Genomic DNA, 26,455 nt, shown 5'->3' with positions numbered 1-26,455 from the left:
CGGCACGGGGGCGCAAGCACGCCCGCCGGCTCGCCGTGCCGGGTCAGCCGTCGTCCGCCACGGGGTGGGCGGCGAGCGCCTCGCTCCGTGTGCCGTAGACGGCGAACACCCCTTCGGCGCCGGTGAGGGCGAGGAGACGGGCCACGTTGGGCGGCGGCGCGGCGAGAACCAGCTGCCCGCCTGCCTCGTCGGCCCGACGGCGCAGGCGGAGCAGGGAGTTGAAGCCCGACGAGTCGCAGAAGGCCACTCCCGACAGATCCATGACCATCAGGGGCTGGGCGGCGAGCAGGGCTCCGGCCCTCGCGTAGAGCTCCCCCGCGGTGTTCAGGTCGAGGTCGCCCTCGACGCTCACCACGGCGCGGGCGCCGCGGACGCTGTGGACTGCGAGGGTCAGGTCGGATATCTCGGACATCAGAACGCTCCCGTGCCGACGGTGTACAGCCATCGTGCCCCTCCCGGGCAGCGCGCAGCCAGAGGGGCCCGAAGCGCGACAGGGCGACAGCGCGGCAGCCGCGTCTCGACTGCGGCCGAAGCGCGAGCGCGCGCATGCCCCTTGTAGTACGGAGTGGTCGACTGCCATGCCCGGCCCCTGCGCCAAGCGGCGCGTCACGGTCGTCTCGGCAAGCGTGGGCGCGGGCCACGACGGCGCGGCAGCCGAGTTGTCCAGGAGGGTGGAGACTCTCGGACTCGCCCTGTTCCCGTGGAACGCGGGTCCCGCCGCCGCCATCGCGGCAGCCGCGGGCGCCGCGGGCACGCACTCCCGTACGCACCCCGCCGGGCCGCCGCGCGCCGGAGAGCGCCCGCGGCGCGCGCCCGCACCGTACGGCCGCGCTCGCCGGTGCGGGCGCGTGGCAGGGTCGTAATCGAAGGACGCGCCTTCGGGCAGCGGGGAGTGTGCCGACGCTCGGACTCGGCGTCGCGCGGGCCCCGCGCCGCCGCGGTGGACCTGGCCAGGACGTACGAGCTGACGGCGCATGCGCTCGGCACACCGCCGAGCTGGCACCGGCCGCCCTGCGGCGTGCTGACGACGCCCGCGCTCCTGTCCTGCCGCGCGCTCGGCACGCGCCCGGTCCCGTGGACGGCCTGGGGCGCGGACTGGCGGCGCGGCGCGACCCCGCAGCCCGTGCACGACACCGTCGTGACGTCCCTCCGCGGGGGCGGCACCGTACTGCTTCACGACTCCGACCGCACGTCAGCTCCCGGCTCCTGGAGGGTCGCCGTGGGCGCCCCGCCCCGGCTGCTCCGCACCTGCGCACAGCGCGTGCCGGCGGGTGGGGCCGCTGCGCGAGCGCACGGGCCGGATCCCGTGCTGCGGGGCGGTCCTGGCGCCCGCGGCAAGTAAAGTGACGTCGCGCCCGCAGAATTCGCCCGGTCGTGGAGAGGGCAGAGCGATATGGTTCCCCGACGTGGCCGCTCCCCCGGCGCTCTGGAGCAGAAGGTCATCGACTGCCTTTCGGCGGCCGACAGGTCCATGACCCCGGCCGAGGTGCAGGAGGCACTGGGATCCGGCCTCGCGTACACCACGGTGCTGACGGCGCTCTCCCGCCTGTACGCCAAGCAGGCCCTGACGCGCGCCCCCAAGGGGCGGGGCTTCGCCTACCGGCTCGCCGGGATCGACGCCGCGGACGCCGAGGCGAGCATGACCGCCCATCGCATGCGCCGGGTCCTCGAAGGGGGCTCGGACCACTCCACCGTGCTGGCCCACTTCGTCTCCGGCCTCGACGAGGAGACCACCGAGGTACTCCGCGCGCTGCTGGCCGAGTTGACCGACGACGAGGCGTGAAGCACCCGGCGTGAAGTGCCGCGCGCCGACCCGGCCGCCGCACCGTGCGGCGAGCGGGGGCGCCGACCTCGGCCGCCGGGGGCCCCGGAGTGGTGCGTACCACTCAGCGTCTCGGCTCCCCCTATTCCGCCACAACTTAGGTATGGCTATCCTTATGGAACTACACCGCTTGTAGGAGTTCAGGCGCGAAGGTAACGCGAAGGAAAGTGGGCTTGACCGTGAGAACCCTCCACCGGGGCGGCACCTGATGCTCACCACCTTCGTGATCGGGCTGCGCGAGGGGCTCGAAGCCGTCCTCATCGTGAGCATCATCGCCGCGTTCCTGCGGCGCAACGGCATCCCCCGCCGGCCCATGTGGTGCGGGGTGGCCCTCGCCGTCCTGATCTCCGTCGGCGTCGGCCTCGCCCTCCAGGCCTTCGAACAGTCACTGCCCCAGTCCAAGCAGGAGGGCATGGAGTCGGTCATCGGCCTCGTCGCGGTCACGTTCGTGACAGGGATGATCGTCTGGATGGGCAGGAACGCCCGCGGGCTGCGCGCCGAACTCGAAGGCTCTGCCCGGGCCGCGGCGTCCAAGGGAACGGGCTGGGCCCTCGCCGGCATGGCCTTCCTCGCCGTGGTGAAGGAGGGCTTCGAGACGGCGGTGTTCCTGCTGGCGACCCTGCACGCCTCCACCAGTGCGAGCTCCGCGGCGCTGGGCGCCGCCATCGGCATCGTGGTGGCGTGCGTGGTCGGCTACGTCCTCTATGCCGGTGGGACCCGGCTGAACCTGGCCAAGTTCTTCAAGATCTCCGGTGTCTTCCTGGTGTTCGTCGCGGGCGGCCTGCTGCTGACCGCGTTCAGGACCGCGCGCGGTGCGGGCTGGATCGACATCGGCCAGCAGCACACCGTCGACCTCTCCTGGCTCTCGCCCATCGGATCCGTACGCTCCGCGCTCATCACCGGGGTGCTCGGCATCCCCGCCGACCCCCGGGCGATCGAGGCGCTGGCCTGGCTCTGCTACGTCATCCCGGTGCTGGCCGTCGCGGTGTGGCCGCGGCGCTGGCGGCCGAGCCCCGCCAGGGTCCCCGCCGTCAAGTTCTCCCTCGCCGCACTCGCCGCGCTCGCCGCGCTCACCCTGCCGCTCGCGGTGCCGGCGGGCCGGCCCGAGGTGCCGAGCACGATCGAGCTCAGCGCGGGGAAGACAAGTCCCCTTCGCACACCGGCGCCGAAGGCGGCAACGGCCTCGCTCAGCACACACGGCGGGTCCGCGTCCCTCGCGGTGCGCGAGGGCGGCGCGACGCGGACCCTCGCGTTCGCGGCCTCGGCCCGCACCGTCACGAACCATCTGGGCGTGACGGCCGAGCAGTGGACCGACCGGACCCGCACAGCGGACGACGGCCACCCCTCGACGCTCACCATCGGCGCACTGGCCGCCCTCTTCGGCCGCGTCCCCGTCGGCATCTCCAACACCCAGAACCCCGGCCCGTACCACGCCGTCTGGGACACGAGGGCGACGACCACGCTGTGGGCGGCCCACCACGGCATCCTCGACGTCCGCCGCGTCGACGAGACGACCCTGACCCTGACGGGCGGCGGCCTGGCCCAGCCCCGCACACTGACACTGACCCAGCCCTACTGGTCCGTGCCCAGTGGAGTGGCCGCCAGGACGGGCGAAGCGGTGGCGGCCGGAGAAGTCACCGCGCACGAACGCCTGTTGTGGCGGGCCTGGCTGCCGGTCGCCCTCGGCGCCGCGGCTCTCGGGCTGGCACTGACAGGTTGGCGGACACGCAGCAAGCAGGCCAGGACAGCGGCGTACGCCGGCGGGCCCGCCGACGCGGCAGGCGCCTCGTCCGGTGCCGCCGACTCCACCCACACCGGCGACGAAGCGTCGCAAGAACCTCCAAGGAGCACAGACCATGTCGGCCACTGACCGCCTTCTCAGAGCAACTCGCAGACGCAGCGCCATCGGTGCCGTCGGCGTGCTCACCGCGCTCACCCTCGTCAGCTGCTCGTCGGGGAACTCCGGGTCGGAGGTGGCGTCCGGGCCGAGCGGCACCGCATCGGCCGGGGCCTCCAAAGGTGCTTCGGCAGTCGATGTGACGCTCAGGAGCGGCGGCTCGGGAGACGTCTGCGAGGCGAACACGACGACGGCGAAGGCCGGTCCGGTCACCTTCACGGTGAAGAACGAGTCCGCCACGGGGATCATCGAGTTCGAACTGCTCCAGCAGCAGCGCATAGTCGGCGAGAAGGAGAACCTCGCGCCCGGTCTCGCGCCGGTCTCCTTCACCGCCACGCTCGGCGGCGGCAAGTACCAGCTGTACTGCCCGGGCGCCACGAAGGAGCTGACGGACTTCACCGTCACCGGCAAGCCTGCCAGGGCCGCGAGCGGCAGCACGGCCGGGCTGCTCGCCGACGGCGCGAAGGGCTACGACACCTACGTCACCGCGCGGCTGAACGACCTGCTCGGCGGCGCCAAGGCGCTCAAGGCCTCGATCGACGCGGGCAACCTCAAGCAGGCGAAGACCGACTACGCGGGCACCCGGCAGTTCTACGAGAAGGTCGAGTCCGACGTGGCCGGGTTCGTGAAGCCCGGGTTCCAGCCCACCGACAACGCCGGCAACCTCGACTACCTCGTCGACATGCGCGCCTCCAACCTCGACCCGCCGGTCGGCTGGCACGGGTTCCACGCCATCGAGCGCGACCTGTGGAAGGGCGGGGCCATCACGCCCTCGACCAAGAAGCTCGCCGCCGAGCTGGTGACCAACGTGACCACGCTGCAGAAGCTGGCGCCGACGCTGCAGTTCAAGCCCGAGGACCTGGCCAACGGGGCGGCAGGACTGCTGGAGGAGGTGCAGTCGAACAAGATCACCGGTGAGGAGGAGGCGTTCAGCCACATCGACCTCGCCGACCTCGCCGCCAACGTCGAGGGCGCACGCCAGGCGTTCGCGTACCTCCAGCCGGGTCTTGAGAAGATCGACCCGACGGTGACCACCACCATCCAGAAGCGGTTCACCGACGTCGACACCGTCATGGGCAAGCTCCGCGACTCCACCGCGCTCGGCGGATACGTCCGATGGGACGCCGCCACCAAGACCGCGCACGCGAAGGAGATCTCGCAGTCGGTCCAGGCGCTGCAGGACCCGCTGTCCCAGCTCGCGCAGAAAGTCGCGACCGCACAGTGACGACGCCTCACGACCGGTCCGGGGCGAACGACCCGCGGGGCGCACGTCCCGGTATGTCCCGGCGCACCCTCTTCGGCGGCGGCCTGGCCGCCGCCGGAGCGGGCGCGGGCGCCCTCGCCGGCGTCGAGGCCCTGTTCCACCATCAGCAGGGCCCCGTGCGGCCGGCGGGCGAGTCGATCGACCTCTCCCGGCGCCACCCGTTCTACGCGGCCAGGACGGCGGCGCCGCAGGCCGGGGTCCGGACGGAGCCGCAGCGCTACTGCGTCTTCATGACCTTCGACCTGCCGTCGACGGGCACGGCCACCGACCTCCAGGTGCTGCTGGCCACCTGGTCGGCCTCGATCGCCCGGCTGCAGGGCGGCGACACCGTCGGCGTCGTGGAACCGGCACACGGCACGGGGGTGGGAGGCGACACGGGCGAGGCCCTCGACCTCGGCCCCGCCTCGCTGACCGTGACCCTCGGGCTCGGGCCCGGTGTCTTCGACGGGCGCTTCGGCCTGGCAGGGAAGCGTCCTTCGCGCCTGGCCGCCCTGCCCGCCCTGCCGAGCGACCACCTCAGCGAGTCCCTGACCGGCGGTGACCTCTCCCTGCAGGCGTGCGCCGACGATCCGCAGGTGGCCTACCACGCCATCCGCGACCTCGCCCGCATCGCACGCGGCAGGGCCGCGGTGCGCTGGACCGTCCTCGGCTTCGGCCGAGCGGCCGCGGGCCCCCACCAGGCGACCCCCCGCAATCTGCTCGGCTTCAAGGACGGTACGCGCAACATCCAGAGCGATGCCGACTACCGGCGCTGGGTCTGGGCGGGGGCCGACGAGGGGTGGATGGCCGGGGGCACGTACCAGGTCGCCCGCAAGATCCAGATGAACATCGAGATCTGGGACGCGGACCCCGTCAGCGACCAGCAGCGCGTCATCGGCCGCACCAAGACCGAGGGCTCCCCGCTGTCCGGAGGTACGGAACACACCACTCCGGACTTCCACGCGACGCACGGCGGGGCCAAGGCGATCGATCCGACGTCGCACATCGCGCTGGCCGCGCACGAGGCGAACAACGGCACCAAGATCCTGCGGCGTTCGTACAACTACACCGACGGGATCAACCAGTACGGGCAGCTCGACGCGGGCCTCCTGTTCCTCGCCTACATGAACGACCCCGCGCACTTCGTCGCACTCCAGAAGAAGCTCGGCGCGTCCGACCGGCTCAACGAGTACATCTCGCACATCGGTTCAGCCGTCTTCGCGGTCCCGCCTGCGCCGAAGCCCGGGGCCTACATAGGGCAGTCGCTGTTCGACTAGCCGTCCGACACCGAGGAGGGGCAGCGCCATGCACCGCGGGACAGTCGTCGCAGCCTCGCCTCCGCCGGGGCCGTGCCGCGTACCCCGCCCCTCGGACGCCACGGCCCCCGCGGCGATGTCCGAGAATCCACCTTGTCCCGTCGAATCCACCTTGTCCCGTCCCCCACCGAATGTGAAGGCCTGCGAACCGTGCTCACCTCTCCGCGCCCCCTCCGGGGCTCCGCCGCCACCCGGACCGTGTCCGTGCTGGTCTCCGCCGTACTGGTCGCCCCCGTTCTCGCCGGGTGCTCCTCCTCGTCCGGCGGCTCCTCGTCCTCCGCCGCGAAGACCGGCTCGTCCTCCTCCGGCGGGTCCTTCCCCGCCACCATTGCCACCAAGTTCGGCGACGTCACCGTCGACAAGAAGCCGACCCGGATTCTCGCCCTGGGCTGGGGCGACGCCGAAACGGCGCTGGCGCTCGGCGCGCAGCCGGTCGGAGCCAGCGACTGGCTGGCCTTCGGCGGGGACGGCGTGGGCCCCTGGGCCAAGGGCCTGTACAAGAAGAAGCCCGCGATCATCGGAACCCTCGAACCCAGCTACGAGAAGATCGCGGCCCTCAGGCCCGACCTCATTCTGGACACCAAGTCGAGCGGCGATTCCAAGCGCTACCAGACCCTCAGCAGGATCGCGCCCACCGTGGACGTGCCGAAGGACGGAGACGCGTACAAGACGTCGTGGCAGGAGCAGATCAAGATGATCGCCGCGGCCCTCGGGAAGAAGGACGAAGGCACCAAGCTGATCGCGGGCGTCGACAAGAAGTTCGCCGACGCCGCGAAGCAGCACCCGGAGTTCAAGGGGAAGACGATCTCGGTCGGCGCGCTCAGCGGCGACGGGTACGGCGCCTACGTCAAGGGCGACAGCCGCGTCTCGTTCGTCGAGAAGCTCGGTTTCCGGAACAACCCCAAGGTCGAGGCCGAGGCCGGGAGCAACTTCTTCATCAACGTCTCCCGCGAGAACCTGAACATGCTCGACGCCGACCTCGTCGTCATGGCCCCCATCGGCGTCGGCCCTCAGAAGATTTCCGGGGACAGACTCTTCCAGACCGTCCCCGCGGTGCAGAAGGGCCACTCCGTCGTTCTGGGCAACCACGACATCAGCCAGGCCTTCGCCACCGACTCCGCGCTGTCCATCGGGTACGCGATCGACAAGACCGTCCCCCTGTTCGCCAAGGCGCTGCGCGACTGAGCCGGTTCCGGGACCGCCACGCCCGTTCACGACGAGGCAGGGCATGCCGCGGTCGGCATGCGCGCTGCTCGCACAGGGCGGGGACCGGGCCGCTGACGTCGCGCGCTCGCGCTCGCACCCGCCTGACGCGCGGCGGTCACCGGATTTCCCGCCGGCGGAACCCATGCCGTCCCAGCGAGCGTCTACAGTTGCGTAGTCCTGACGCGTCGCCGCGTGAGACCGTCGATCTCCCATGCCCCCGCGCCCCCGTGCCCCGCCAGCCGGTCCCGCCGCCTGCGGGAGGGCGCCGAACGTGGTTCGCCTGATCCGCGACGGGTTCCGCGCCGGTGGTTCAGCGGCCGCGTACGGCGGCGGAGGCGTACTCCACGTACTCGTGCAAGCCGTACGCCAGGGCGAGGGCGGCGAGCGCGGCCGCGGCCACCGTCCCCGCAAGGGCGGCGGCGGCGCGTGCGCGCTGGACGCGTCCGCGCGGGGCCGTGGGCTCGGGCAGCAGCAGGGCCTCGATGCGCTGCGGCACCGGCCCGCTCGTCGCGGAGAGCAACGGACAGCCCTCCGCCCCCGGGCGGCCGCGTGTCGCACACGCGAGGGCGGCTCGCGCGAGGGCGGCGGCAGCTGCGAGCCGACGCCCCCCAGGAGCCGCGACGCGGCTCCCCACCGCGCCGCGAACAGTACGCTGACTCCAGCAGCACCGGATCCGGCGAACACCCTCGACCAAGGAGGTACGCCATGACCGCCGAAATGGTGGCGCCCGCGTGGATGCACGCACAGATCAGCGCGGAGCAGTACGACTCCTGGTCCGAGGAGCAGTGCGCCGGCATCGAGATCGTGGACGGAATGGTCGTCGTGAGCCCCAGCGCGTCCAAGCGCCACAGCCGGTTGGCCAGGGTTCTGGCCAACGCCCTGGACGCCGCCGCGGGCCCGGACTGGAACGCCGACACGGACTTCGACGTCCGCCTAGGCGTACAGGGACGGCGAGATGTTCACCGGCGCCATCAAGACTGCCGCACCCTTCTCCGTCACAGTCGACCTGGGCGCCATCTGACCGCGCGCACCTGAACGAGCGGTCGACGCAGTCGGCCCCGTGTTCGTGACCATGTCCGGCTGCACGTGGCGGCGGCCTGGGGCGGCGGGGATGCTGCGGAGTCGTTGCTAGGACTGCGCTGACGCTATCGAATCGGCGCGCTCGCCCTGGATCACGCGGACGCCCTCGGCGTAGTCGGATGTCAGGGAGGCGCGGCTGACGCGGCTCTCCCACTGGGCGGGCCACCGGGTGGTGGCGTCCCACATGACGCCCTCCAGGACGACGTCGTCGAGTTTGGCGGCGCTGAGGTCGGCCCCGATGAAGTCGTTGCTGGCGTTCTGCACGTGACCGACAGCGCGTGCCAGAAGGTCTGCGGCGGAGCACGCGTGCGCCAGGTCGTCAGTGAGGTCCTCCACCGTGCATTCCATGCTGATCAGGGCTTCTTCGTCACTGGCCCCAGGCCGGTCGACGTGCACGACGAGCTCGTCGTCGAGGCACTCCAGGATCCGTAGCAGGCTCTGCGCGAGGGCATCGGCGGGCCGCGCGAGATGCTGCTCGACGGCGTCGAGATAGTTCAGGTCGGCGGGGAGTGCGGGGAGACGGGCCGGGGCGAGCAACCGGGACAGCGGCGCCAGCTCGTTCCGCAGTTCGACCATCGCCTCGATGACCTTGTCCACCTGGCGCGTGGCGTCCGCGATCTCTCCGATCCTCTGGGCGCGTACGAGAAGGGGCCGCACGGCCTTGGCGAGGTCGGCGGGCCAGTAGGCGCGTACGAGTCTCAGTGCTTCCTCCCTGTGCTTGATCCGGGCTGCCGGGGAGCGGCGGGCGAGTGGGCCCTCACGGGAGAGGCGGGCCTGCGCTCTCGTCGGGTGCAGCTCCAGGACGCTGCCGTAGTCCGCCTTCAGGCGGCCTTCGACGGCACCGCCGAGCGCCCGGTGGGCCGCGCCCAGCAGACGGTCGAGGGCGAGGTCGGGGGTACGAAGTTCGGGCGGGCCGCCGGCGGCGTTGAGGCGATCGCCGACGGCGATACCGAGATGGGTGTGCAGCTCGCCCAGGACCGTGTCGAGACGTTCCTCTGCGTCGGCGGGGTGGTCGGGGTGACGGGCGCTCACGTCTGCCTCTCTTCGGGGATGTCGCCTTCCCATCGCAAGCCGCGTTTGAGGGCGGTGCGCGCCCGCGCGAGGTTCTGCCGTACGGCCGCGGGCGTGGTGCCCATGGCCCGCGCGCTTTCCTCTGTGGTGAAGCCGTCCAGGTGCCAGGCGATGGCGGCACGCTGCTTGGCCGGAAGCTGCTGCAGAAGGAACATCACCCGGCGTTCCTCCTCTGCCAGTTCGGCGGCCTGGTCGGGGGTCTGCCAGCGCAGACTCGGATGCGGCTCCGGCATCTCGGGGCAGGTCTCCTCCAGCTTGACCTGCTGCTTCACCCAGGACCTCCAGGCGACGGTGCGCAGCCAGGCACGCGGGTAGGTGACGGAGACCCCTGGTGCGCACAGTTGCGTGAACGCGTCCTGAGCGGCGTCCTGGGCCTCGCTCCAGGCCGCCCCGTGCATCAGGAGGAAGCGGACCAGGGCGGGGTACTGCTTGTCGTGCAGGACACCGGCCAGTTCGATCCCCGGCGTGGGGATCGCTTCCGGGGGGAGGGGCAGGTCGAGATCCGGGTTGACGTCAGTCCTGAGTCCCTCTTCCATGTCGCGCACCTCCCGCCCTGGGGGACGACACCGGCACCGGGCGGTCCAGCCCGGCCCGTGCCGCCACGGCCGGCCGGCCCGTGACGCAACGGATCCGCTCGGTCTTCGCGGTCTCGGCGATCCGCGCCATGTCGACCGCCCTGCTCGACAGTCGATCGGTGATGCTCACGGCCGCGTTGACGACGCGCACCGCTACGGCCACGGCCGCTGCGACGATCACAGGCTCCATGCCCTCTCTCCGCTTGCTCGATAGGTCCTCAGCACTTCTGCCTCCTGCTCAACTGTGCCCATGAAGCCTTCAGTTGTGACATTTCGCAGATCAGCGGCCGCAGACGTCCGTGGGGCTGCCGCGGGCGCGTACGGAGGCCGTCCGGGGGCCGCGTTCCGATCCACCGGGGGGCGGCCGCGTGGTCTCAGGGCCGGGGCCCGTCTCCCTGTGTCGCGTGCCGTAGGACTGCGCGGGGCTCCAGTGCGGCGACGGCGTCCGTGAGCAGCTCGTCGAGCGTGGGCAGGAAGGCGTGGACCGTGGCAGGTGCGCGACTCACGGAGCGCGAGGGCCGCGGTGGCGGGGGAAGGGGCCCCGGCTCGCCGCACAGCACGATGACCGCGTCGGTTGGGGGCTGGGCGCCCGCCGGCCGAGCAGTGCGTCCTCGGCCGTCAAGTGCTGCTCGGTCTGGTGGAGTTCGCGGCGCTCGTACTCGGAAAGCCCCATGCCGCAGCTCCCGCCACGAGTCCCACCGCCGTGTACATGCGGAACGGTACCGGGTCGCGGCCGCCGGCGGGAGAGGCACGCGCCCGCGGTGGGGCCGCCCCCGCGTCCGGCCCCTCGGCGGGCGGCGCGGTACGGCCGTCTTGACCGGCGCGGTCGCCGGATGTTGACTGGAAGGCAGGCGATGGATCCCGCCTGCGGCTCCTCGGAGCCCGAACCGCCTCCCGGGCTGATGGCTCCTGACCGACAGGTCGGGCGTGCCGTCGAAGGAGGCGTGGTGGAGGTGGGCGACCGTTTCCCGGGCCCCTGGTCCTCCCTCTCTCTTCCTTCCGCGGCCGTTCCGGCGTGCAGGCTCCGCCGTGTGCGCCCATGGCGCCGGACGAGATCGGAAGCTTCGATGAACTGCTACGACTGCCAGTCCGTTCAGCAGACGTCCCCGGCCGTCGCCTCGTGCCGCTCCTGTGGCGGCGGGGTGTGCTCCGACCACGCGAACGCCCTTCCGCTGACCGTGCACCAGCCGCACGGGATGGGCCTGTCCACGCTGCCGCTGACGGCGCGGCGCATCCTGTGCGACACGTGCGCGCGGGCCGAGCAGAGCCGCTGAGGGAACCGCCAAGCCCGTCCGCCGTCTGGTGCTCGACGTCGACAAGACCGTGCACGAGCCCGACCTCGTCGTCCTGCGCGCAGAACGCACCCGGGACGGACCCGCGGTCAGCCCTGGGCGGCGTCCGAGACGGCGGCCCAGGCGTCCCATTCCGCGAGCCGCTCCGCGTAGGTCCGCCGGAACAGGGGCAGGGACTGCGAGCCCAGGACGAGGCGCAGCGGGGGCCGTTCCGCTTCGAGGGCCGCGAAGAGGGCGGGCGGCGTGGCGGACGGGTCGCCGAGGGGCAGGCCCGCGCTCAGCTCGGCGAGGGCGCGGCGGGCCGGGTCGTAGGCCGGGATCGGCGCGGCCCTGCGCGTCGAGGCGTCGGTGAAGAACGTCGTACGGTAGGCGCCTGGCTCGATCAGCGTGACACGGAGGCCGAAGGGCGCGACCTCCGCGGAGAGCGACTCCCCCAGTGCTTCGACGGCCCACTTGGTCGGCTGGAAGAACATCGGCCCCGCGACGATCCCGCCCATGCTGGAGACGAGCAGGAAGTGCCCGTGTCCCTGCGCGCGCAGGATGGGCAGAGCGGCCTGCACGACGGCGAGCGTGCCGAAGAGATTGGCCTCCATGTTGTGGCGCGCCTCCTGCTCGGAGACTTCCTCCACCGCACCGAACAGCCCGTAGCCCGCGGCGGTGAGGACGACGTCGAGCCCGCCGAAGTGCTCGCTTCCGCGCTCCACCGCGGCGAAGACGTCGTCGTGCCTGGTGACGTCGAGGGCCAGCGGCAGCACGGCGTCGCCGTACGCCTCGACCGGGCACTGGCCGAGCAGTTCGACGCGGTGGCCGCCGTGGTCGGCGACGGTGCCTGACCCCGCGTCAGGACGTGGCGGGCCGGTCGGAGTCGAGAGCGGCGGCGCGCCCTCGGCGGAGCAGGACCGCGTGGTCACACCCTGAGAATTTATTTTAGCGCTGGATAATCCAGTGATATATTAGAAGGTGCCAAGGCTCCCCTCAGGGGGGAGCACCTCGGCCGCGATCACACAGCGAGGAGCGCCTCTCTTGTCCACCACCGCACCGCGGCAGCGGCCCTTCTCCTGGCAGTTCGTGACACCGCTCCTGCTCGGATCGGCCCTCAACCCCGTCAACAGCACCCTCATCGCCACCGCCCTCGTCCCGATCGCCCACGCCCTCGGGGTGTCCACCGGACGTACGACGGTGCTGGTGTCCGCCCTCTACCTCGCGTGCGCGGTCGCCCAGCCCACGGCGGGCAGGCTCGCCGAGGAGCTCGGGCCCCGCAAGGTCTTCCTCACCGGGATCGTGCTCGTCCTCGTCGGCGCGCTCATCGGCGGCTTCAGCCACGATCTGGTGTCGCTGGCCGTCGCACGCGGCGTCATCGGCATCGGGACCTCCGCCGGATACCCGTGCGCCATGGTGCTCGTACGCCGGCGCGCCGCCGAGGCGGGCGTGTCGAAGCCCCCTGGCGCGGTCCTCGCGGGCCTCTCGGTCGTCGGACTGGCCTTCATCGCCATCGGACCGACCGTGGGCGGGCTGCTGGTGGGCGGGCTCGGCTGGCGCTCCACCTTCCTGGTCAACGTGCCGTTTACGGTCGTGGCCTTCGTCCTCGCGGCGCTCCGGCTTCCGCGCGACACCCCCTCGGGGCGCCGCGGGGGCGCGCGCGAACTGCTCGGGCGCATCGACCTCGCGGGCATCGCCGGTTTCAGTTTCGCCATGACCTGCCTGCTGTTCTTCCTCCTGGCCCTGCCGCGCTTCGACGCACCGGCGCTCGCCGCGGCGCTCCTGGTGGGGGCCGTGCTCGTGGTGTGGGAGAGGCGTACGGCCACGCCGTTCCTCGACGTCAGGCAGCTCGTCTCGAACGGCGCGCTGACCCGCACGTACCTGAGGAACGGCCTGACCATGCTGGGCGCCTATGCCGTCCTCTACTGCCTCCCCCAGTGGATGGAGGCCGCCCGGGGCGTCTCGGCCGACCGCGCCGGTCTGCTCATGGTCCCGATGGGAGGGGTGGCGGGCATCCTCTCGACCCTGGTCGCGAAGCGGGGCAGCGTCCGCGGCCCGCTGATCGCCGCCGGGGCCGCGCTGACGGTCGGCGCTGCCGGGATCTGCTTCCTCACCTCCACCACTCCGCTGCTCCTGGTCGTCGCCGTCGCCTTCGTGTTCGGTGTCACGCTCGGGGCGGGCAACTCCGCGAGCCAGACCTCCCTCTACCTGCAAGCGGGCCAGGACCAGGTCGGCACGGCCTCCGGCCTGCTGCGGACGTTCACCTACGTCGGCTCCATCGCCTCGTCCACCACCACCGGCATCGTCTTCAGGAACCGTGTCGACGACGGCGGCCTGCACACCATCGCGCTCCTGCTCGTCGCAGTCGGTGTGATCACCGTTCTCATGACCGTCTGCGACCGCTCCCTGCGCGGCCGGGGCCCCGGAGGCACCCGGGCGACACACCGCGCCACCGCTGCCACCGCTGCCACCGAAGCGCTCCCCCCGGAGGCCGCTCCGTCCACGCCCCGGGGCGCGGATCAGTCGGCGAACCCCACGGATGCCGCCACGGACTGCTGGGCTTCGAGGGCGGCGATGCGTCCAGTGAGGGCCTCGTGGACGGCCTCGTAGGCGTCGGCGCCCAGGGTGAGGCGCAGTGGCGGCACGGCCTGTCGGGTGGTCTCGTAGATCGCGGCGGCCAGCTTGGCGGGATCGCCGGTGAACACACTGTCGTCGGCCGTCGCCACCCAGCGGCGCATCTCCCCCACGGGGGTGTCGCGGTAGGCGGCGGTCTCGTCCGTGTAGCGGACGGCCGAGCCGAAGCCGGTGCGGGTGGCGCCGGGTTGCACGACGGTGAGATGGATACCGAAGCCGGCCACCTCGTGGCTGACGCTCTCGCTGTAGCCTTCGAGCCCCCACTTGGCCGCGTGGTAGGCGCTGGAGGCGGCGAGGGCCGCCTGCCCGCCGAGGCTGGAGATCTGGATGACGCGGCCGCCGCCCTGTTCGCGCATCGGCGCGAGGAACGACCTGGTGATGAGCAGGGGGGCGACGAGGAGGGTTTCGAGCTGGTGGCGCACCTGCTCGACGGTCATCTCCTCCGCGGCCCCCATCACGGCGTAGCCGGCGTTGTTGACGACGATGTCGACGGGTCCCGCCGCGAGCGTCCTGGCGATCACCTCCTCGACCTGCCCGGGGTGGGTGACGTCGAGGAGTTCGACGGTCAGCCGGTCGCCGTGGCTGTCGCGCAGCCCGTCGAGGGCGGCGGGACGCCGGACCGTCGCCGTGACGTGGTCGCCACGGTCGAGTGCGTACGCGGTGAGCGCGCGGCCCAGGCCGCTCGATGCCCCGGTGATGAACCAGCGGCGCACGGGCTTGTCGGCGCAGGCCCTCGGTGCGGTGGGCATGGAGGTCTCCTTGGACTAAGGTATATCCGGAATCTATTCCGCTTACCAGTCAAGCGGAATGCATTCCGGAAAGCAACAGCCGTCGGCCACCGAAGGATCCCGCATGCCGCCCACGCCCCGCAGGACCAGGAGCGACGCGGTGGAGAACCGGACGCGGCTGCTGGAGGTCGCGGCCCGGGTCTTCGCCGAGCAGGGCCTCGACACCGCGCCCGCCGCCATCGCCAAGCAGGCGGGGGTCGGTGTCGGCACGCTCTACCGGCATTTCGCGACCCGGGAGGCCCTGATCGACGCCGCCTACCGGCAGCAGCTCACCCGGGTCTGCGAGAAGGCCGTCGAGCTCCTCGCCCGGCACACCGGTGCCGAGGCGCTCCACGCGTGGATGGACCACTTCCTCGACTACGCCAGGGCCAAGAGCGGCATGTCGGCCGCCCTCAACACGGTGATCGCCTCCGGCGGCGACCCCTACGCCGACAGCCGCGCGCTGCTGTCGGGCGCCGTCGGATCGCTCCTGCGGGCCGGAGCCGAGGACGGCACCCTGCGCGACGACGTCACCCCCGACGACGTCCTGCTCCTGGTGGGATGCGTCGCCCAGTCGGCGGGTGAGTACGGGACCAGGGAGCAGGCGCGCAGGCTGGTGGACCTGCTGCTGGACGCGCTCACCGGGCGCACCGCCGCGAACTGACCGCGGGCGCGGCACAATCGCCGCCGTACGCCGGTGTCACCCCTCCAACAAGGCGTTCGCACCGCTCGCCGAGGCCCGGGCCCTCGGCGCGGACGAACCCGGCAGCGCCATCCACGACACACTGCGCTCGTCAGGCGAGCCGCACACGGTCGTCAAGACGCGCATCAGCGCCTTCAGCACCACCTCGCTCGACCCGTTCCTGCGCGAGCGGGGCATCGACACCCTCGTCCTCGCGGGCATCTACACCAGCGGTGTGGTCCTGTCCACGGTGCTCGACGGCGCCGACCGCGACTACCGCCTGCTGGTCATCGGCGACGCCTGCGCCGACGCCGACCAGGACCTCCACACGTCCCTGCTCGGGTCGGTCCTGCCCCTGCACGCCGACATCCTCGGTGTGGCCGACTCCGAGGCCGCAGCGTACGCGGCGGCCGAGCGGCAGCAGGGCTGAGCGGCGGGCGACCGCGACCGGGCGGAGTGCCGCACACCGACACCCCGTCTTCTCCGTTTCTCCCGCTCAGCCGCCCGTGATGTCGCTCGACCGGGAGAGCTCCTCGAACTCAAGCGCGCTGTCCGCCAGTTCGCGTGCGCGGCGCTGGAACGAGTCGATCGCGTCGCTGCCGGCAGCCCACCTGACGGGCGGCTCGGACATGTTCGCGAGCCGTACGATCGCGGGCCCGAACGCGGCCGGGTCGCCCAGCTGGGTGTGGTTGCTCTCCGTGAGGTACGCGCCCTGCGTCTCGCGGTACCCGCGGTAGTCGTCGATCTCGTGGTCGCCGTGGCGTACGGAGCTCGGGTCGAGGAAGTCCGTACGGAACATCCCCGGATGCACCACGGTGGCGTGGATGCCGAACCGGCGTACCTCACGGCTCAGCCCCTCCGACCACCCGGTGACCGCGAACTTGGTGGCCCCGTAGACGGTGGAGCCGTCGATGCCGACGATGCCGGAGAGCGACGAGACGGTGATGACGTGCCCGGAGCGCTGGGCCCGCATGACCGGGAGCACCGCGCGTGTCACGTGGAACACACCGAACACATTGGTCCTGAACTGCCGCTCGATCGACTCGGCCGACAGCTCCTCGAACACCCCGAGCTGTCCGTAGCCGGCGTTGTTGACGAGCACGTCGATGCCCCCGAAGCGCTCCTGCGCCGCGGCGACCGCCGCCTCAGCCGACGCGGCCTCGTCCACGTCGAGGCGTACGCACAACAGGCGCTCGCCGTGTCCCGCGAGGGCCGCCTCCGCCTGCTCGGGCCTGCGGGCCGTCGCCACGACGCGGTCGCCCGCGTCGAGCGCGGTCTTCGCGATCTCGTATCCGAAGCCCCGGTTGGCGCCGGTGATCAGCCAGGTCTTGGCCATGGCCCCTGCCTCCCTCTCTCACTCCCACTGCGGTACGTCGCGGCGACGCCCGTCCTCCCGATCACACCACCGGCGGGCGCCCGTACGGCCGCTTCAGCGCGCCCGGGGACACCGGGTACTCGCAGTGCGCGTTACCGCTCCGCCCCCCGGCCCGTTCGGCGGGACAATGGGCGGATGAGCACGGACGGCAACCTCCGCGACTTCCTCACCTCGCGACGGGCCCGGCTCGACCCGGCCGCGGTCGGGCTGCCCGCCTCGTCGACGCCGCGGCGGCGCACGGGGCTGCGGCGCGAGGAGGTGGCCGCGCTCGCGGGGGTGAGCGTGGACTACTACGCGCGCCTGGAGCAGGGCCGGATCGGCAAGGTCTCCCACCAGGTGCTCTCCGCGATCGAGGACGCCCTGCGACTCGATCCGCTGGAGCGGCAGCACCTGCGCGCGCTGGTCGAGACCCACACCACGAAGGTGCGCTCCCGGCCGCCGGAGCGCCTGGTCGCCCGGCCGGCCCTCGCCGAGCTCGTCGACCGGCTCGACCCGCTGCCCGCGATGATCCAGAGCCGTCGCATGGACATCCTCGCCGTCAACCGCGCGGGGAGGGTGCTGCTGACGGACTTCGACGCCATGCCCGCACGGGAACGCAACATCGTCCGCTGGCTGTTCACCGACCCGGTGGCCCGTACCCGCTACCCGGAGTGGGACCAGGTCGCCCGCACGACCGTGGCCGCGCTGCGGCACGCCCACGACCCGCGCTTCCAGGACCCGGAACTCGAACGGCTCGTCGGTGAACTCTCCGTCGCCTCGCCGGACTTCGCCAGATGGTGGGCGGACTACGGGCTCGCCGAGCACACCAACGGGGCGAAACGGATCTTCCACGAGGCCGTGGGCGTGCTGGAGCTCGGTTACGAGACCTTCGACGTCCCCGGCGGGGAGGGCCAGACCCTCACCATCTACACCGCCCCGCGCGGCTCCGCCTCCGACGAGAACCTCCGGCTCCTGCTCAGCTGGGACGCGACGGACGCCACGGGACCGCGCCCCGGCCAGGCACGCGGCGAGGAGGGCGGCACGCGGGAGAGCGGGCACGGGCGTGCCGGTCGCACCCGCTGAGGCCGACGCCCCAGCAGGGGGCGCCCGGCCCGTGCGCGGTCGAAGCCGCACGACGGGGTGGACGGGCTTGCCCCTGCGGTTGAAGCTGTCGCCCTCGCCCACCGAGCCCCTGCCCGCCGACGCCTGGGCGCCGGCGACGACCGCCGGGTTCACCCAGGAGAGCGAGCGCACCGAGGGCCGGCGGCAGGCGGCGGGGGCCGGCCGCCGCCCTCGCCGACGAGCTGCGCGGCGCCGACGCCGCCGTGCTGGCGGTCCCCTTCTGCAACTACGGCGTCTCCCTGCACTTCAAGGCCTGGGTCGACCTGGCCATCGCGGGTGCGGGCCCCACCGACCCGCTGCTGAAGGACCAGCCGACCGTGCTCGTGACGACGCTCGGCGGCGGGTACGGCCCCGGGAGCCGCGCGAGGGGTGGGACCACTCCACCGCCTACCTGGAGCGCACCGTCCGCGACGTCTGGGGTGCGGACCTGACCCTGGTCAAGCGCGAGCTGAGCCTCGCCGCCACCACGCCGGGCATGGAGTCGCTGAAGGACATCGCGGCCGAGGGGTACGAGACGGCCAAGGACACCGCACGCCAGGGAGGCAGGAGGCTCGCGGAACACTGAGCCGCCGGCCCCTCGCGCCCGGCGGTCCGCACGGTGCAGCGCGTGCCCGCTCCCCCGACCCGGAGGATCATCGGTATGTGCTGACCGACGGGCCGGAAGGGCGGTTGGATGTTCGAGATCGAGGGTCTGGAGGACGCCGCCGTCGCTGCCGCGCTGGTCACGGGCCCCGGCCATCGCCTGGTGCAGCACAACGGGGCCTTCAGGGAGCTCTTCGGTTTCTGGCGTCCGGGGCAGGAGGCGGGCGTCGCCCTGAGCGGTCCCAGGCTGCGTCCTGTCCTGCGGGCCCTCGACCTGGCGGGCACCGAGCGATCCTCGCCCCTGGTCGACGCGGCGGGGAACGCGGGCGACGGCTCGTACGGGCACCGCTGGTGGGTGGTGAACTGCGTGCCGGTGGTCTCCCGGCACGGCGCTTCGGTCCTGCTGCTCGGAGCCAGGGTCCCCGAGGGGCCCGCGGCCGCGGCGGACGCGCGGCCGCGGGGCACGGCGGAGCGCGAAGCCGACCTGGCGCGGTACGAGGCGCTGCTCTCCGCGGTGCCGCAGGTCGTGTGGCGGATGGACCGGGACGGCGAGGTGTCCGCGCTGGTCGGCAGGCTCGGCGAGGCCGCGGGCGGCCTCTGGCACCCGGGCGGCGGCCTCTCGTGGAGGGACGCCGTGCACCCGAAGGACCGTGCCGCCTTCGGTGCGCGGTGGGCCGCGACGGCCAGGGGTGAGGCACCGCTCGACACGGTGGTGCGGGTGCGCAGGGCCGGGGAGCCGGTGCGCTACCGCCATGTGCAGATCGTCGCCGTGCCGGTCCTCGACGGCGGCGAGGTGTGCGAGTGGGTCGGCACCGTGACGGACGCGGAGGACCAGTGGCGCGTACGGACGAGGGACCGGCTGCTCGAACGCGCCTCCGCGGTCGCCTCGGCCCGTGACCTGCAGGAGGCGTTCGCCGCCACCGCGGCGGCCGTGGTGCCCGACCTCGTCGACGCCTTCGTCGTCTTCCAGCTGCGGCGCCCGGGACGGCACCAGGACCCGGGCGCGGGCCGCGACGTCCTGTACGCCACCAGGGGGCGGCGGGCGCTCGCCCCCGGCGTGCCGCCGCTGCCGCCGCTGACGGACGACTTCGCGCTCGGCGCCATGTCGCGGAAGGTGATCGCCGAGGGCAGGACGAAGCTGCTGGCCTTCCCGCCGGGCCAGCCGCCGAAGGACCTGGTGTCGGGGCCCTCCGCCGACTGGCTGACCGAGGCGCGGGCCACCAGCCTGGCCATCGTGCCCATCGTCATCGACGACCGGACCGTGGCGCTGGCCTCGGCCGCGACCTGCTGCGACAACCCGCCGCCCGCCGAGTCCGAGCTCGGCATGCTCGAAGAGGTCCTGCGCAGTGTGCAGGACCCGCTGCGGCGCACCCTGGAGCTGCAGAGCGTCCGCGACACGGCCCTCGTGCTCCAGCGCTCGTTCCTGATCACACCGCCGCGGGTGGCGGGCGCCGAGCTGGCCGCCGTGTACGAGCCCGCGAGCACGACGGCGGAGATCGGCGGCGACTGGTACGACGCGGTGGCGCTGCCCGACGGCACCGTCACCCTCTCCATCGGCGACGTCGCGGGCCACGACCTGGCCGCGGCGACGGAGATGACGAAGGCGAGCAGCATGCTGCGGGCGTTCGCCTACTCGGACGGCGCGGCCGGGCCCGCCCGCGCGCTCAGCCGGCTCGACCACGTCACCCAGGGCGTCAGCACGGCCGCGCTCATCACGGCGCTGCACGCCGTGCTCCGGCCGGTGCGCGCGGGCCGCTGGGACGTGACGCTGTCCAACGCGGGCCATCCGCCGCCGCTGCTCGTCCCGGCCGCGGGGCCGCCGCGCTATCTGCACGGCCGTCTCGGCCCCGACCCGCCGCTGTGCGTCGCGCCCGACGTGGAGCGCACGGACTTCCGCCACGGCCTCGGGCCCGGCGACACCCTGCTGTTCTACACGGACGGCCTGGTGGAGACGCCGGGCACCGACATCTCGGCGGGCATGCGGCTGCTCGCCGAGCGCGCCACGGGACTGCGCCGCACGGACCGGTCGCTCGCCGACCTCGTGACCGCGCTGCTGCCGCCCGCAGGCGGCGTCGAGGACGCGGAGGACGCGGGCGACGACATCGCGCTCATCGCGTTCCGCGTGGCCGAGCCGCCGCCACAGCCGTAGCGGCGGCACCGGCGCACCGCGCCCGGCGCACGGCAGCGGCCGCGGCCCCCGCCCGCGTGCCCGTATCCGTGACCGGACCCGTCCCTCCGGGTCAGGGCCGGCGCAGCGCCCCGAGGAACTGCTCCGCGAGGGCCCCGGTGTCGAGGGTGGCCGCGTCGCGGCCCGAGAGGACGTGGAAGAAGGCCGGGCCGATCAGGAGGGCGTTCGCCTGGTCGGAGGTGAGGGCGGTGGCGGCGGCCGAGCGCAGGGGCTCGACCACCTCGGCCGCGCTCTGCCTGAGGGGGTCGCCGGACGCGAGCAGGGCGGCGACGTCCGCGTCGTGCTGGGCCTCGCCGACGAGGGCGCGGTAGGCGGCGCCCGCGTGGGAGCGGGCGAGGAAGGCGACGAGGGCGTCGAGGTACGCCGTGAGGTCGGTGCGCGGGTCGCCGCTGCGGGGTACGGAGAGCTCCTCGCGCGCGTCCGTGACGCTGGCCTCGTACAGCACCTCGGCCTTGTTCGACCACCAGCGGTACACGGTCTGGCGGCCCACGCCCGCGCGCTCGGCGATGCCCTTCATCGTCAGCGCCGCGTACCCGACCTCGACCAGCAGGTCGTCGACGGCGTGCAGCACGGCTGTGCGTGCGCTCTCGCTGCGGGGCCGTCCGCGGCCGCTTCCATCCCTCATGGGTCCACTTTAAACGAGGCACGGTGTCTCGCATCCGTGGTACCTTTACGGTGCACGGTGACTCGGAAAGCTGCGGCCCCGCCGCGCCGGAAGAGGCGCCGACCCGCCGTGCCCGAAACCCGAAGGGGACGGCGCGCACGCCGCGCCCCCGCACCGCACCCCGCCCACGAGGAGACGAGAGCCATGGCTGCCACCCTGGAGAGCCCCGCGCGCCCGGCGCAGAGGTCCGGCCCTGTGCTCGCCTGTACGAGCGTGTGCACCGCGCTGGTGGTCGGCTTCGTCGCGGCCATCAACCTGGCGGTGCCGAAGCTGGCCGCGAGCTCCCTGCACCCGACGTCGTCCGGCCTGCTGTGGATCGTCGACGCCTATGTCGTGGTCTTCGCCTGCCTGGTCATCCCCGCGGGCGCGGCAGGCGACAGGTTCGGCCGCAAGGGGACCCTCCTGACCGGGCTCGGGGTCTTCGCCGCGGGCGCCCTCGTCTCCGCGGCCGCGCCGGACGTGGCGGTGATGCTGGCCGGGCGGGCCGTCACCGGCATCGGCGCCGCCTGCGTCCTGCCCCACTGCGTCGGCATCCTCCTGCACGCCACCGCGCCGGAGCGCCGCCCGCACGCGCTGGCCGTCTGGGCGGCCGCCTCCGGCATCGGCGGGGTCGTCGGCAACGTCGGCGGCGGCGCCGCCTTGACCAGGGGCTCCTGGCACACGCTGTTCCTCGCCGCCGCGCTCGTCGCGGTGTGCTGCCTGGGGTGGGCGGCGCGCTCGGCCCCGCGCACCGCGCGCCACGACCGCACCCTCGACATACCCGGCACGCTGCTGTTCGTCGCGGCCGTCGTGGCGCTGCTGACCGGCATCATCGAGGGGCCCGAGCACGGCTGGCTCAGCGCCGTCGTCCTCGGCGCCTTCGGCTGCGCCGCGCTGCTCGGCGTGTGCTGGACCCTGGTCGAACTGCGCGTCGCCCACCCGGTGCTTGACCCGCGGCTGCTGCGCGACGCGGCGCTCGGCAGCGCCTGCCTCGGCATGGCGGTCACCTTCTTCGGCAACTTCGGGCTGTTCTACGTCAACGCCTCGCTCCTCCAGTACGGCCGCGGCTTCTCCGTGCTGGAGACCGGGCTCGGCATCGTGCCGCTGACCGTGCCGCTGCTGCTCGGCACCCGGTACGTGCCGGGGCTGATCCGCCGCTTCGGGGTCCCCGCCACCCTCAGCACCGCCTTCGCCCTCACCGGCGCCGGGCTGTTCGCGCTCTCGTACTCCTCGGGCGCCGGCTACCCGGTGTACGCGGCGGGCCTGGTCGTCATCGGGCTCGGCATCATGCTGGCCGCGCCCTGCCTGACCGCGCGCATCGCCTCCGCGCTGCCCGTGGAGCGCGCCGGGATCGCGGGCGGACTCCAGTCCGCCACCCGCGAGTTGGGCAGCGCACTCGGGGTCGCCGTCGTCGGCACCGTACTGACGGCGGGCTTCACCCGGCACCTGCCGGCCGCCCTGACCGCGCACGGGCAGGCCCCCAGGACCGTGGGCGAGGCGCTCGCACTGGTCCCCGCCGACCGCACCGCCGTCACCGGCGCCTTCACCCAGGGCGCCGACACCGCGCTGCGCGCCGCCGCCCTCGTCGTGCTCGTCGCGGGAGCGCTCGTGGTCGCCGGCCTGCTGCGCGCCCGCGGGGGCGCCCCGGACCAGGGGCCGGAGCCCGCCTCCCCCGGGCGGCCCGCCGGTCCGTGACCGGGGGCTGCCCGACGGAAAGACCAACTCCATTACTACAAAGCCCCGTTGGGGGCGAAGGAGGTCACGCTCATGCGTGTGTTCGTCACCGGAGCCACCGGCTGGATCGGCTCAGCCGTCGTCGACGAGCTCCTGTCCGCGGGCCACGAGCCCACCGGCCTCGCGCGGTCCGACGCGGCCGAGGAGGCCCTCACGTCCAAGGGGGCGGCCGCGCTCCGCGGCGACCTGGACGACCTCGGCTCGCTGCGCCGCGGCGCGGCCGCCGCCGACGCCGTCATCCACCTGGCCAACAAGCACGACTGGGGCGACCCCGCAGAGTCCGACCGCTCCGAGCGCGCGGCCGTCGGGGCGCTCGGCGACGAACTGATCGGCACCGGCCGCCCGTTCGTGGTGGCGGCCCCGCTCTCCGGCATCGCAGAAGGCAGGCCCGCGACCGAGGACGACCCGTCCCCCGCCGTGGGTCCCGGATCCGACAGGGGCGGCAGCGAGAACCTCGCGCTCGACTACGCCGCGAAAGGCGTGCGCACGGTGATCACCCGGTTCGCGCCGAGCGTGCACGGCCGCGGCGACTGGGGGTTCGTCAACTTCCTCACCGCCGCCGCCCGCGAGCGCGGGGTCTCCGGCTATGTCGGCGACGGCTCGGCCGCCTGGTCGGCGGTGCACCGCGCCGACGCGGCACGCCTCGTGCGGCTCGGCATGGAGCACGCACCCGCGGGGACGCGCCTGCACGCCGTCGCCGAGGAGGCCGTGCCGACCCTGGCCATCGCCGAGGCGATCGGCGAGGCCCTCGGGCTGCCCGTGGCCTCCGTCGAACCCGGGGACGCCGGGGGCCACTTCGGTTTCGTCGGCGGCTTCTTCGCCTCGACCATGACCGCGTCGAGCGCCGCGACCAGGCGGCTCCTGTCCTGGGAGCCCACCGGCCCCGCGCTGCTCACGGACATCAGGACCGGCGCCTACCCGGGCTGAGCCCTTCCGTAACCCACCACCGCAGCAAGCGACTTCCGAGGAGTCCACAGTGTCCGCGACGCCCACGTATTCCCACACCCTGGCAGACCCGCGGGTCGCCACCGCCCTGGCCGGCCTGTTCGACGCCGCGGCCCGCGACGAGCAGACCGTGTCGCGGCTGCCCGCCGAGCCGTCCGCGCTCGCCGCCCTGACGGCGCAGCAACTCGCCGACGCCGCACAGGAGATCTACATGCCGGTCTCCGCCGACGGCGGCCGGCTCCTGTACAACCTGGTCCGTGCGGCCAGGCCCGAGACGGTCGTCGAGTTCGGCACCTCGTACGGCATCTCCACGCTGCACCTGGCCGCCGCCGTACGCGACAACGGCACGGGCCGCGTCGTCACCACCGAGATGAGCCGCACCAAGGCGGCGGCCGCCCGGCGCACCTTCGCCGAGACCGGTCTCGACGAGGCGGTCACCCTGCTGGAGGGCGACGCACTGGAGACGCTAGCCGCGCTGGACGGCCCGGTCGGCTTCCTCTTCCTCGACGGCTGGAAGGACCTGTGCCTGCCGGTCCTGCGGCTCCTCGAACCGCGCATCGCGCCCGGCACCCTGGTCGTCGCCGACGACGTCGTCCTGCCGGACCTCGGCCCCTACCTGGAGTACGTGCGCGACGACGCGAACGGCTACCACAGCGTCACGTTCCCCGTGGAGGACGGCATGGAGATCAGCTGCCGCCTCTGACCCGCACGCGCGGGGTCCCGGTGCCGCACGGCGCCGGGACCCCGCGCGCCGCTCACTCGCTGCGCGGGAAGCCGAGGTCGATGCCGCCGTGGCTCGGGTCGAGCCAGCGGGTGGTGACGGCCTTCTCCCGGGTGAAGAAGTGGAACCCCTGGGTGCCGTACGCCTTGGTGTCGCCGAACGCGGACGCCTTCCAGCCGCCGAAGGAGTGGTAGGCGACCGGCACGGGGATGGGGACGTTGACGCCGACCATCCCGGCCTGCACCTCGCTCTGGAAGCGCCGGGCGGCCCCGCCGTCGTTGGTGAAGACCGCGGTGCCGTTGCCGAAGGCGCCCGAGTTGATCAGGGCGACGCCGTCCTCGTACGAGCCGACCCGCACGATCGAGAGCACCGGGCCGAAGATCTCCTCGGTGTAGACCTTCGAGGTGACCGGCACGCGGTCGATGAGCGTGGGGCCGAGCCAGAAGCCCTCGGGGGCGCCATCGGGCTCGACGCTCCTGCCGTCCACGACGACCGAGGCGCCGTCCCGCTGCGCGAGGTCGATGTACGAGGCGACCTTGTCGCGGTGCTCCCGCGTGACCAGCGGGCCCATGTCGCAGCCGCGCCTGCCGTCCCCGGTGCGCAGCTTCGCCATGCGCGCGGTGATCGCCTCGACGAGGGCGTCGGCGCCCGGCTCCACCGCGACCACCACGGACACCGCCATGCACCGCTCGCCCGCCGAGCCGAAGCCCGCGTTGACCGCGGCGTCCGCGACCAGGTCGAGGTCGGCGTCGGGGAGGACGAGCATGTGGTTCTTGGCGCCGCCGAGCGCCTGGACGCGCTTGCCCGCGCGGGCCGCGCGCTCGTAGAGGGAGGCGGCGATGGGGGTGGAGCCGACGAAGGAGACGGAGGCGACGCCCGGGTGTTCGAGCAGCGCGTCCACGGCCTCCTTGTCGCCCTGCACCACGTTGAACACGCCGTCGGGCAGGCCCGCCTCGGCGAGCAGGGTGGCGAGCCACAGCGCGGCCGACGGGTCTTTCTCGCTCGGCTTGAGCACGACGGTGTTCCCCGCGGCGAGCGCCACGGGGAAGAACCACATCGGCACCATGGCGGGGAAGTTGAAGGGGCTGACGATCGCGGTCACACCGAGCGGCTCGCGGAAGGAGTGCACGTCGACGCCGCTCGACACGTTGCGCGAGAACGCTCCCTTGAGTATCTCCGGGAAGCCGAGGGCGAATTCGAGCACCTCCTGGCCGCGGGAGATCTCGCCGAGCGCGTCGGAGAGCACCTTGCCGTGCTGGGCGGTGACGACCTCGGCCAGCTCGTCCTTGCGCGCGTTGAGCAGCTCGCGGAAGCGGAAGAGTATGGCCTGCCTGCGGGCCATCGACAGGGCGCTCCAGGCGGGGAAGGCGCGGGCCGCCGCCGCGACGGCGCGCTCCACGTCGCCGGCGCCCGCGAGCACGACCGAGGCGGTCCGCACCCCGAGCGCGGGGTCGTAGACGGGCCCGAGGCGGGAGCCCTCGGGGGCGGACGGCGAGCCGTCGATCCAGTGCGGGATGCGCGCGGGCGGCGCCGCTGCGGTGGCGGACTCGGACATGGCTGGCCTTTCGCTTGCGGGTCGGGGGGCGGGGTGGTGGCGGGGGC

Annotated in this window: 25 protein-coding genes, 1 pseudogene and 1 riboswitch; of the genes and pseudogenes, 17 read left to right on the top strand and 9 right to left on the bottom strand. The window is 73.2% G+C overall.

Features of this window, described 5'->3' with window-relative positions; genetic code table 11:
• Positions 1-43 precede the first annotated feature (43 nt).
• Positions 44-412 carry an STAS domain-containing protein gene (locus AB0910_RS09525; RefSeq protein ID WP_366743965.1) on the bottom strand — a complete coding sequence of 123 codons (369 nt, stop codon included), beginning with the start codon at positions 410-412 and terminating at the stop codon, positions 44-46.
• Positions 413-892: 480 nt separating this feature from the next.
• Between AB0910_RS09525 and AB0910_RS09520 the strand changes: the two genes are divergently transcribed.
• The 6 genes from AB0910_RS09520 to AB0910_RS09495 all read left to right on the top strand — a co-directional run bounded on the left by AB0910_RS09520 (position 893) and on the right by AB0910_RS09495 (position 7,463).
• Positions 893-1,342, top strand: a complete 450-nt coding sequence (locus AB0910_RS09520) for a hypothetical protein (RefSeq protein ID WP_366743964.1) — start codon at positions 893-895, stop codon at positions 1,340-1,342.
• A gap of 51 nt (positions 1,343-1,393) precedes the next feature.
• Entirely contained in the window at positions 1,394-1,783 is a 390-nt protein-coding gene (locus AB0910_RS09515; protein WP_366743963.1) for a BlaI/MecI/CopY family transcriptional regulator, read from the top strand.
• A 247-nt stretch (positions 1,784-2,030) separates the two neighbouring features.
• Positions 2,031-3,692 (top strand): iron uptake transporter permease EfeU, encoded by a 1,662-nt coding sequence (gene efeU, locus AB0910_RS09510; protein ID WP_366743962.1) that lies wholly within the window; start codon positions 2,031-2,033, stop codon positions 3,690-3,692.
• On the top strand, positions 3,679-4,944 hold the full coding sequence (gene efeO / locus AB0910_RS09505; protein WP_366743961.1) for an iron uptake system protein EfeO: 1,266 nt from the start codon (positions 3,679-3,681) through the stop codon (positions 4,942-4,944). The genes efeU and efeO overlap by 14 nt, the downstream gene beginning before the upstream one ends.
• A 53-nt stretch (positions 4,945-4,997) precedes the next feature.
• Entirely contained in the window at positions 4,998-6,239 is a 1,242-nt protein-coding gene (locus AB0910_RS09500) for a Dyp-type peroxidase (RefSeq protein ID WP_366743960.1), read from the top strand.
• Positions 6,240-6,428: 189 nt separating this feature from the next.
• Positions 6,429-7,463 (top strand): iron-siderophore ABC transporter substrate-binding protein, encoded by a 1,035-nt coding sequence (locus AB0910_RS09495; protein ID WP_366743959.1) that lies wholly within the window; start codon positions 6,429-6,431, stop codon positions 7,461-7,463.
• Positions 7,464-7,794: 331 nt separating this feature from the next.
• On the opposite strand, the gene AB0910_RS09490 is transcribed toward AB0910_RS09495, so the two are convergent.
• Positions 7,795-8,004, bottom strand: coding sequence for a hypothetical protein (locus tag AB0910_RS09490; RefSeq protein WP_366743958.1), 210 nt, complete (start codon positions 8,002-8,004; stop codon positions 7,795-7,797).
• 185 nt (positions 8,005-8,189) lie between these two features.
• Between AB0910_RS09490 and AB0910_RS09485 the strand changes: the two are divergent.
• Positions 8,190-8,505: pseudogene (locus AB0910_RS09485) on the top strand (hypothetical protein).
• Between the two features lie 107 nt (positions 8,506-8,612).
• On the opposite strand, the gene AB0910_RS09480 reads toward AB0910_RS09485, so the two are convergent.
• Both AB0910_RS09480 and AB0910_RS09475 read right to left on the bottom strand, forming a co-directional pair.
• Complete coding sequence (locus tag AB0910_RS09480) at positions 8,613-9,596, bottom strand: hypothetical protein (protein ID WP_366743957.1); 984 nt, start codon at positions 9,594-9,596, stop codon at positions 8,613-8,615.
• Positions 9,593-10,171: a sigma-70 family RNA polymerase sigma factor gene (locus AB0910_RS09475; RefSeq protein WP_366743956.1), complete on the bottom strand. Its 579-nt coding sequence runs from the start codon at positions 10,169-10,171 to the stop codon at positions 9,593-9,595. The genes AB0910_RS09480 and AB0910_RS09475 overlap by 4 nt, the downstream gene beginning before the upstream one ends.
• Before the next feature lie 880 nt (positions 10,172-11,051).
• Positions 11,052-11,129, top strand: a riboswitch (Fluoride riboswitch).
• 148 nt (positions 11,130-11,277) lie between these two features.
• Here AB0910_RS09475 and AB0910_RS09470 point away from each other — a divergent pair.
• Positions 11,278-11,484, top strand: a complete 207-nt coding sequence (locus AB0910_RS09470; protein ID WP_366743955.1) for a DUF2180 family protein — start codon at positions 11,278-11,280, stop codon at positions 11,482-11,484.
• Between the two features lie 107 nt (positions 11,485-11,591).
• Here AB0910_RS09470 and AB0910_RS09465 read toward each other — a convergent pair whose 3' ends face one another.
• Positions 11,592-12,413, bottom strand: coding sequence for an SDR family NAD(P)-dependent oxidoreductase (locus AB0910_RS09465; protein WP_366743954.1), 822 nt, complete (start codon positions 12,411-12,413; stop codon positions 11,592-11,594).
• Positions 12,414-12,525: 112 nt separating this feature from the next.
• Here AB0910_RS09465 and AB0910_RS09460 point away from each other — a divergent pair, with 112 nt between their 5' ends.
• Entirely contained in the window at positions 12,526-14,091 is a 1,566-nt protein-coding gene (locus AB0910_RS09460) for an MFS transporter (protein ID WP_366743953.1), read from the top strand.
• On the opposite strand, the gene AB0910_RS09455 is transcribed toward AB0910_RS09460, so the two are convergent.
• Positions 14,001-14,864, bottom strand: coding sequence for an SDR family oxidoreductase (locus AB0910_RS09455; protein ID WP_366743952.1), 864 nt, complete (start codon positions 14,862-14,864; stop codon positions 14,001-14,003). The genes AB0910_RS09460 and AB0910_RS09455 overlap by 91 nt on opposite strands.
• 103 nt (positions 14,865-14,967) lie before the next feature.
• On the opposite strand from AB0910_RS09455, the gene AB0910_RS09450 reads away from it, so the two are divergent.
• A complete protein-coding gene (locus AB0910_RS09450; protein ID WP_366743951.1) occupies positions 14,968-15,546 on the top strand; it encodes a TetR/AcrR family transcriptional regulator in 579 nt (192 codons plus the stop codon).
• A complete protein-coding gene (locus tag AB0910_RS09445; RefSeq protein WP_366743950.1) occupies positions 15,464-15,994 on the top strand; it encodes an isochorismatase family cysteine hydrolase in 531 nt (176 codons plus the stop codon). The genes AB0910_RS09450 and AB0910_RS09445 overlap by 83 nt, the downstream gene beginning before the upstream one ends.
• 66 nt (positions 15,995-16,060) lie before the next feature.
• Here AB0910_RS09445 and AB0910_RS09440 read toward each other — a convergent pair whose 3' ends face one another.
• Entirely contained in the window at positions 16,061-16,900 is an 840-nt protein-coding gene (locus AB0910_RS09440; protein WP_366743949.1) for an SDR family NAD(P)-dependent oxidoreductase, read from the bottom strand.
• A gap of 174 nt (positions 16,901-17,074) precedes the next feature.
• On the opposite strand from AB0910_RS09440, the gene AB0910_RS09435 reads away from it, so the two are divergent.
• The 3 genes from AB0910_RS09435 (at position 17,075) to AB0910_RS09425 (ending at position 20,771) form a co-directional block, all read left to right on the top strand.
• The gene (locus AB0910_RS09435) at positions 17,075-18,001 is read left to right on the top strand and encodes a helix-turn-helix transcriptional regulator (RefSeq protein WP_366743948.1); all 927 of its coding nucleotides are present in this window, start codon (positions 17,075-17,077) and stop codon (positions 17,999-18,001) included.
• 242 nt (positions 18,002-18,243) lie between these two features.
• Complete coding sequence (locus AB0910_RS09430) at positions 18,244-18,471, top strand: hypothetical protein (protein ID WP_366743947.1); 228 nt, start codon at positions 18,244-18,246, stop codon at positions 18,469-18,471.
• Between the two features lie 242 nt (positions 18,472-18,713).
• Positions 18,714-20,771, top strand: a complete 2,058-nt coding sequence (locus tag AB0910_RS09425; protein ID WP_366743946.1) for a SpoIIE family protein phosphatase — start codon at positions 18,714-18,716, stop codon at positions 20,769-20,771.
• Positions 20,772-20,862: 91 nt separating this feature from the next.
• On the opposite strand, the gene AB0910_RS09420 is transcribed toward AB0910_RS09425, so the two are convergent.
• The gene (locus AB0910_RS09420) at positions 20,863-21,435 is read right to left on the bottom strand and encodes a TetR/AcrR family transcriptional regulator (RefSeq protein WP_366743945.1); all 573 of its coding nucleotides are present in this window, start codon (positions 21,433-21,435) and stop codon (positions 20,863-20,865) included.
• Positions 21,436-21,618: 183 nt separating this feature from the next.
• Here AB0910_RS09420 and AB0910_RS09415 point away from each other — a divergent pair, with 183 nt between their 5' ends.
• From AB0910_RS09415 to AB0910_RS09405, 3 genes are all read left to right on the top strand, one after another.
• Positions 21,619-23,148, top strand: coding sequence for an MFS transporter (locus AB0910_RS09415; RefSeq protein WP_366743944.1), 1,530 nt, complete (start codon positions 21,619-21,621; stop codon positions 23,146-23,148).
• A gap of 72 nt (positions 23,149-23,220) precedes the next feature.
• On the top strand, positions 23,221-24,114 hold the full coding sequence (locus tag AB0910_RS09410) for an SDR family oxidoreductase (protein ID WP_366743943.1): 894 nt from the start codon (positions 23,221-23,223) through the stop codon (positions 24,112-24,114).
• Positions 24,115-24,163: 49 nt separating this feature from the next.
• A complete protein-coding gene (locus AB0910_RS09405; protein ID WP_366743942.1) occupies positions 24,164-24,835 on the top strand; it encodes a class I SAM-dependent methyltransferase in 672 nt (223 codons plus the stop codon).
• Positions 24,836-24,887: 52 nt separating this feature from the next.
• On the opposite strand, the gene AB0910_RS09400 is transcribed toward AB0910_RS09405, so the two are convergent.
• Positions 24,888-26,408 (bottom strand): CoA-acylating methylmalonate-semialdehyde dehydrogenase, encoded by a 1,521-nt coding sequence (locus AB0910_RS09400; protein ID WP_366743941.1) that lies wholly within the window; start codon positions 26,406-26,408, stop codon positions 24,888-24,890.
• Between the last annotated feature and the right edge of the window lie 47 nt (positions 26,409-26,455).

Origin of the sequence: Streptomyces sp. NPDC047002 (assembly GCF_040704505.1) — a bacterium.
In the GTDB taxonomy this organism is placed as follows: Bacteria; Actinomycetota; Actinomycetes; order Streptomycetales; family Streptomycetaceae; genus Streptomyces.
Note: the sequence above shows the minus strand (reverse complement) of the source record. Positions and strands in the feature narration are given on the sequence as shown.

Bases quoted from the DNA above. Each gene is read 5' to 3' on its own strand.
- AB0910_RS09475 (WP_366743956.1), bottom strand. From the start codon at position 10,171: ATGGAAGAGGGACTCAGGACTGACGTCAACCCGGATCTCGACCTGCCC.
- AB0910_RS09455 (WP_366743952.1), bottom strand. From the start codon at position 14,864: ATGCCCACCGCACCGAGGGCCTGCGCCGACAAGCCCGTGCGCCGCTGG.
- AB0910_RS09420 (WP_366743945.1), bottom strand. From the start codon at position 21,435: ATGAGGGATGGAAGCGGCCGCGGACGGCCCCGCAGCGAGAGCGCACGC.
- AB0910_RS09525 (WP_366743965.1), bottom strand. From the start codon at position 412: ATGTCCGAGATATCCGACCTGACCCTCGCAGTCCACAGCGTCCGCGGC.
- efeU (WP_366743962.1), top strand. From the start codon at position 2,031: ATGCTCACCACCTTCGTGATCGGGCTGCGCGAGGGGCTCGAAGCCGTC.
- AB0910_RS09440 (WP_366743949.1), bottom strand. From the start codon at position 16,900: ATGGCCAAGACCTGGCTGATCACCGGCGCCAACCGGGGCTTCGGATAC.
- AB0910_RS09515 (WP_366743963.1), top strand. From the start codon at position 1,394: ATGGTTCCCCGACGTGGCCGCTCCCCCGGCGCTCTGGAGCAGAAGGTC.
- AB0910_RS09425 (WP_366743946.1), top strand. From the start codon at position 18,714: ATGTTCGAGATCGAGGGTCTGGAGGACGCCGCCGTCGCTGCCGCGCTG.
- AB0910_RS09410 (WP_366743943.1), top strand. From the start codon at position 23,221: ATGCGTGTGTTCGTCACCGGAGCCACCGGCTGGATCGGCTCAGCCGTC.
- AB0910_RS09450 (WP_366743951.1), top strand. From the start codon at position 14,968: ATGCCGCCCACGCCCCGCAGGACCAGGAGCGACGCGGTGGAGAACCGG.
- AB0910_RS09500 (WP_366743960.1), top strand. From the start codon at position 4,998: ATGTCCCGGCGCACCCTCTTCGGCGGCGGCCTGGCCGCCGCCGGAGCG.
- AB0910_RS09470 (WP_366743955.1), top strand. From the start codon at position 11,278: ATGAACTGCTACGACTGCCAGTCCGTTCAGCAGACGTCCCCGGCCGTC.
- AB0910_RS09415 (WP_366743944.1), top strand. From the start codon at position 21,619: ATGGCTGCCACCCTGGAGAGCCCCGCGCGCCCGGCGCAGAGGTCCGGC.
- efeO (WP_366743961.1), top strand. From the start codon at position 3,679: ATGTCGGCCACTGACCGCCTTCTCAGAGCAACTCGCAGACGCAGCGCC.
- AB0910_RS09435 (WP_366743948.1), top strand. From the start codon at position 17,075: ATGAGCACGGACGGCAACCTCCGCGACTTCCTCACCTCGCGACGGGCC.
- AB0910_RS09400 (WP_366743941.1), bottom strand. From the start codon at position 26,408: ATGTCCGAGTCCGCCACCGCAGCGGCGCCGCCCGCGCGCATCCCGCAC.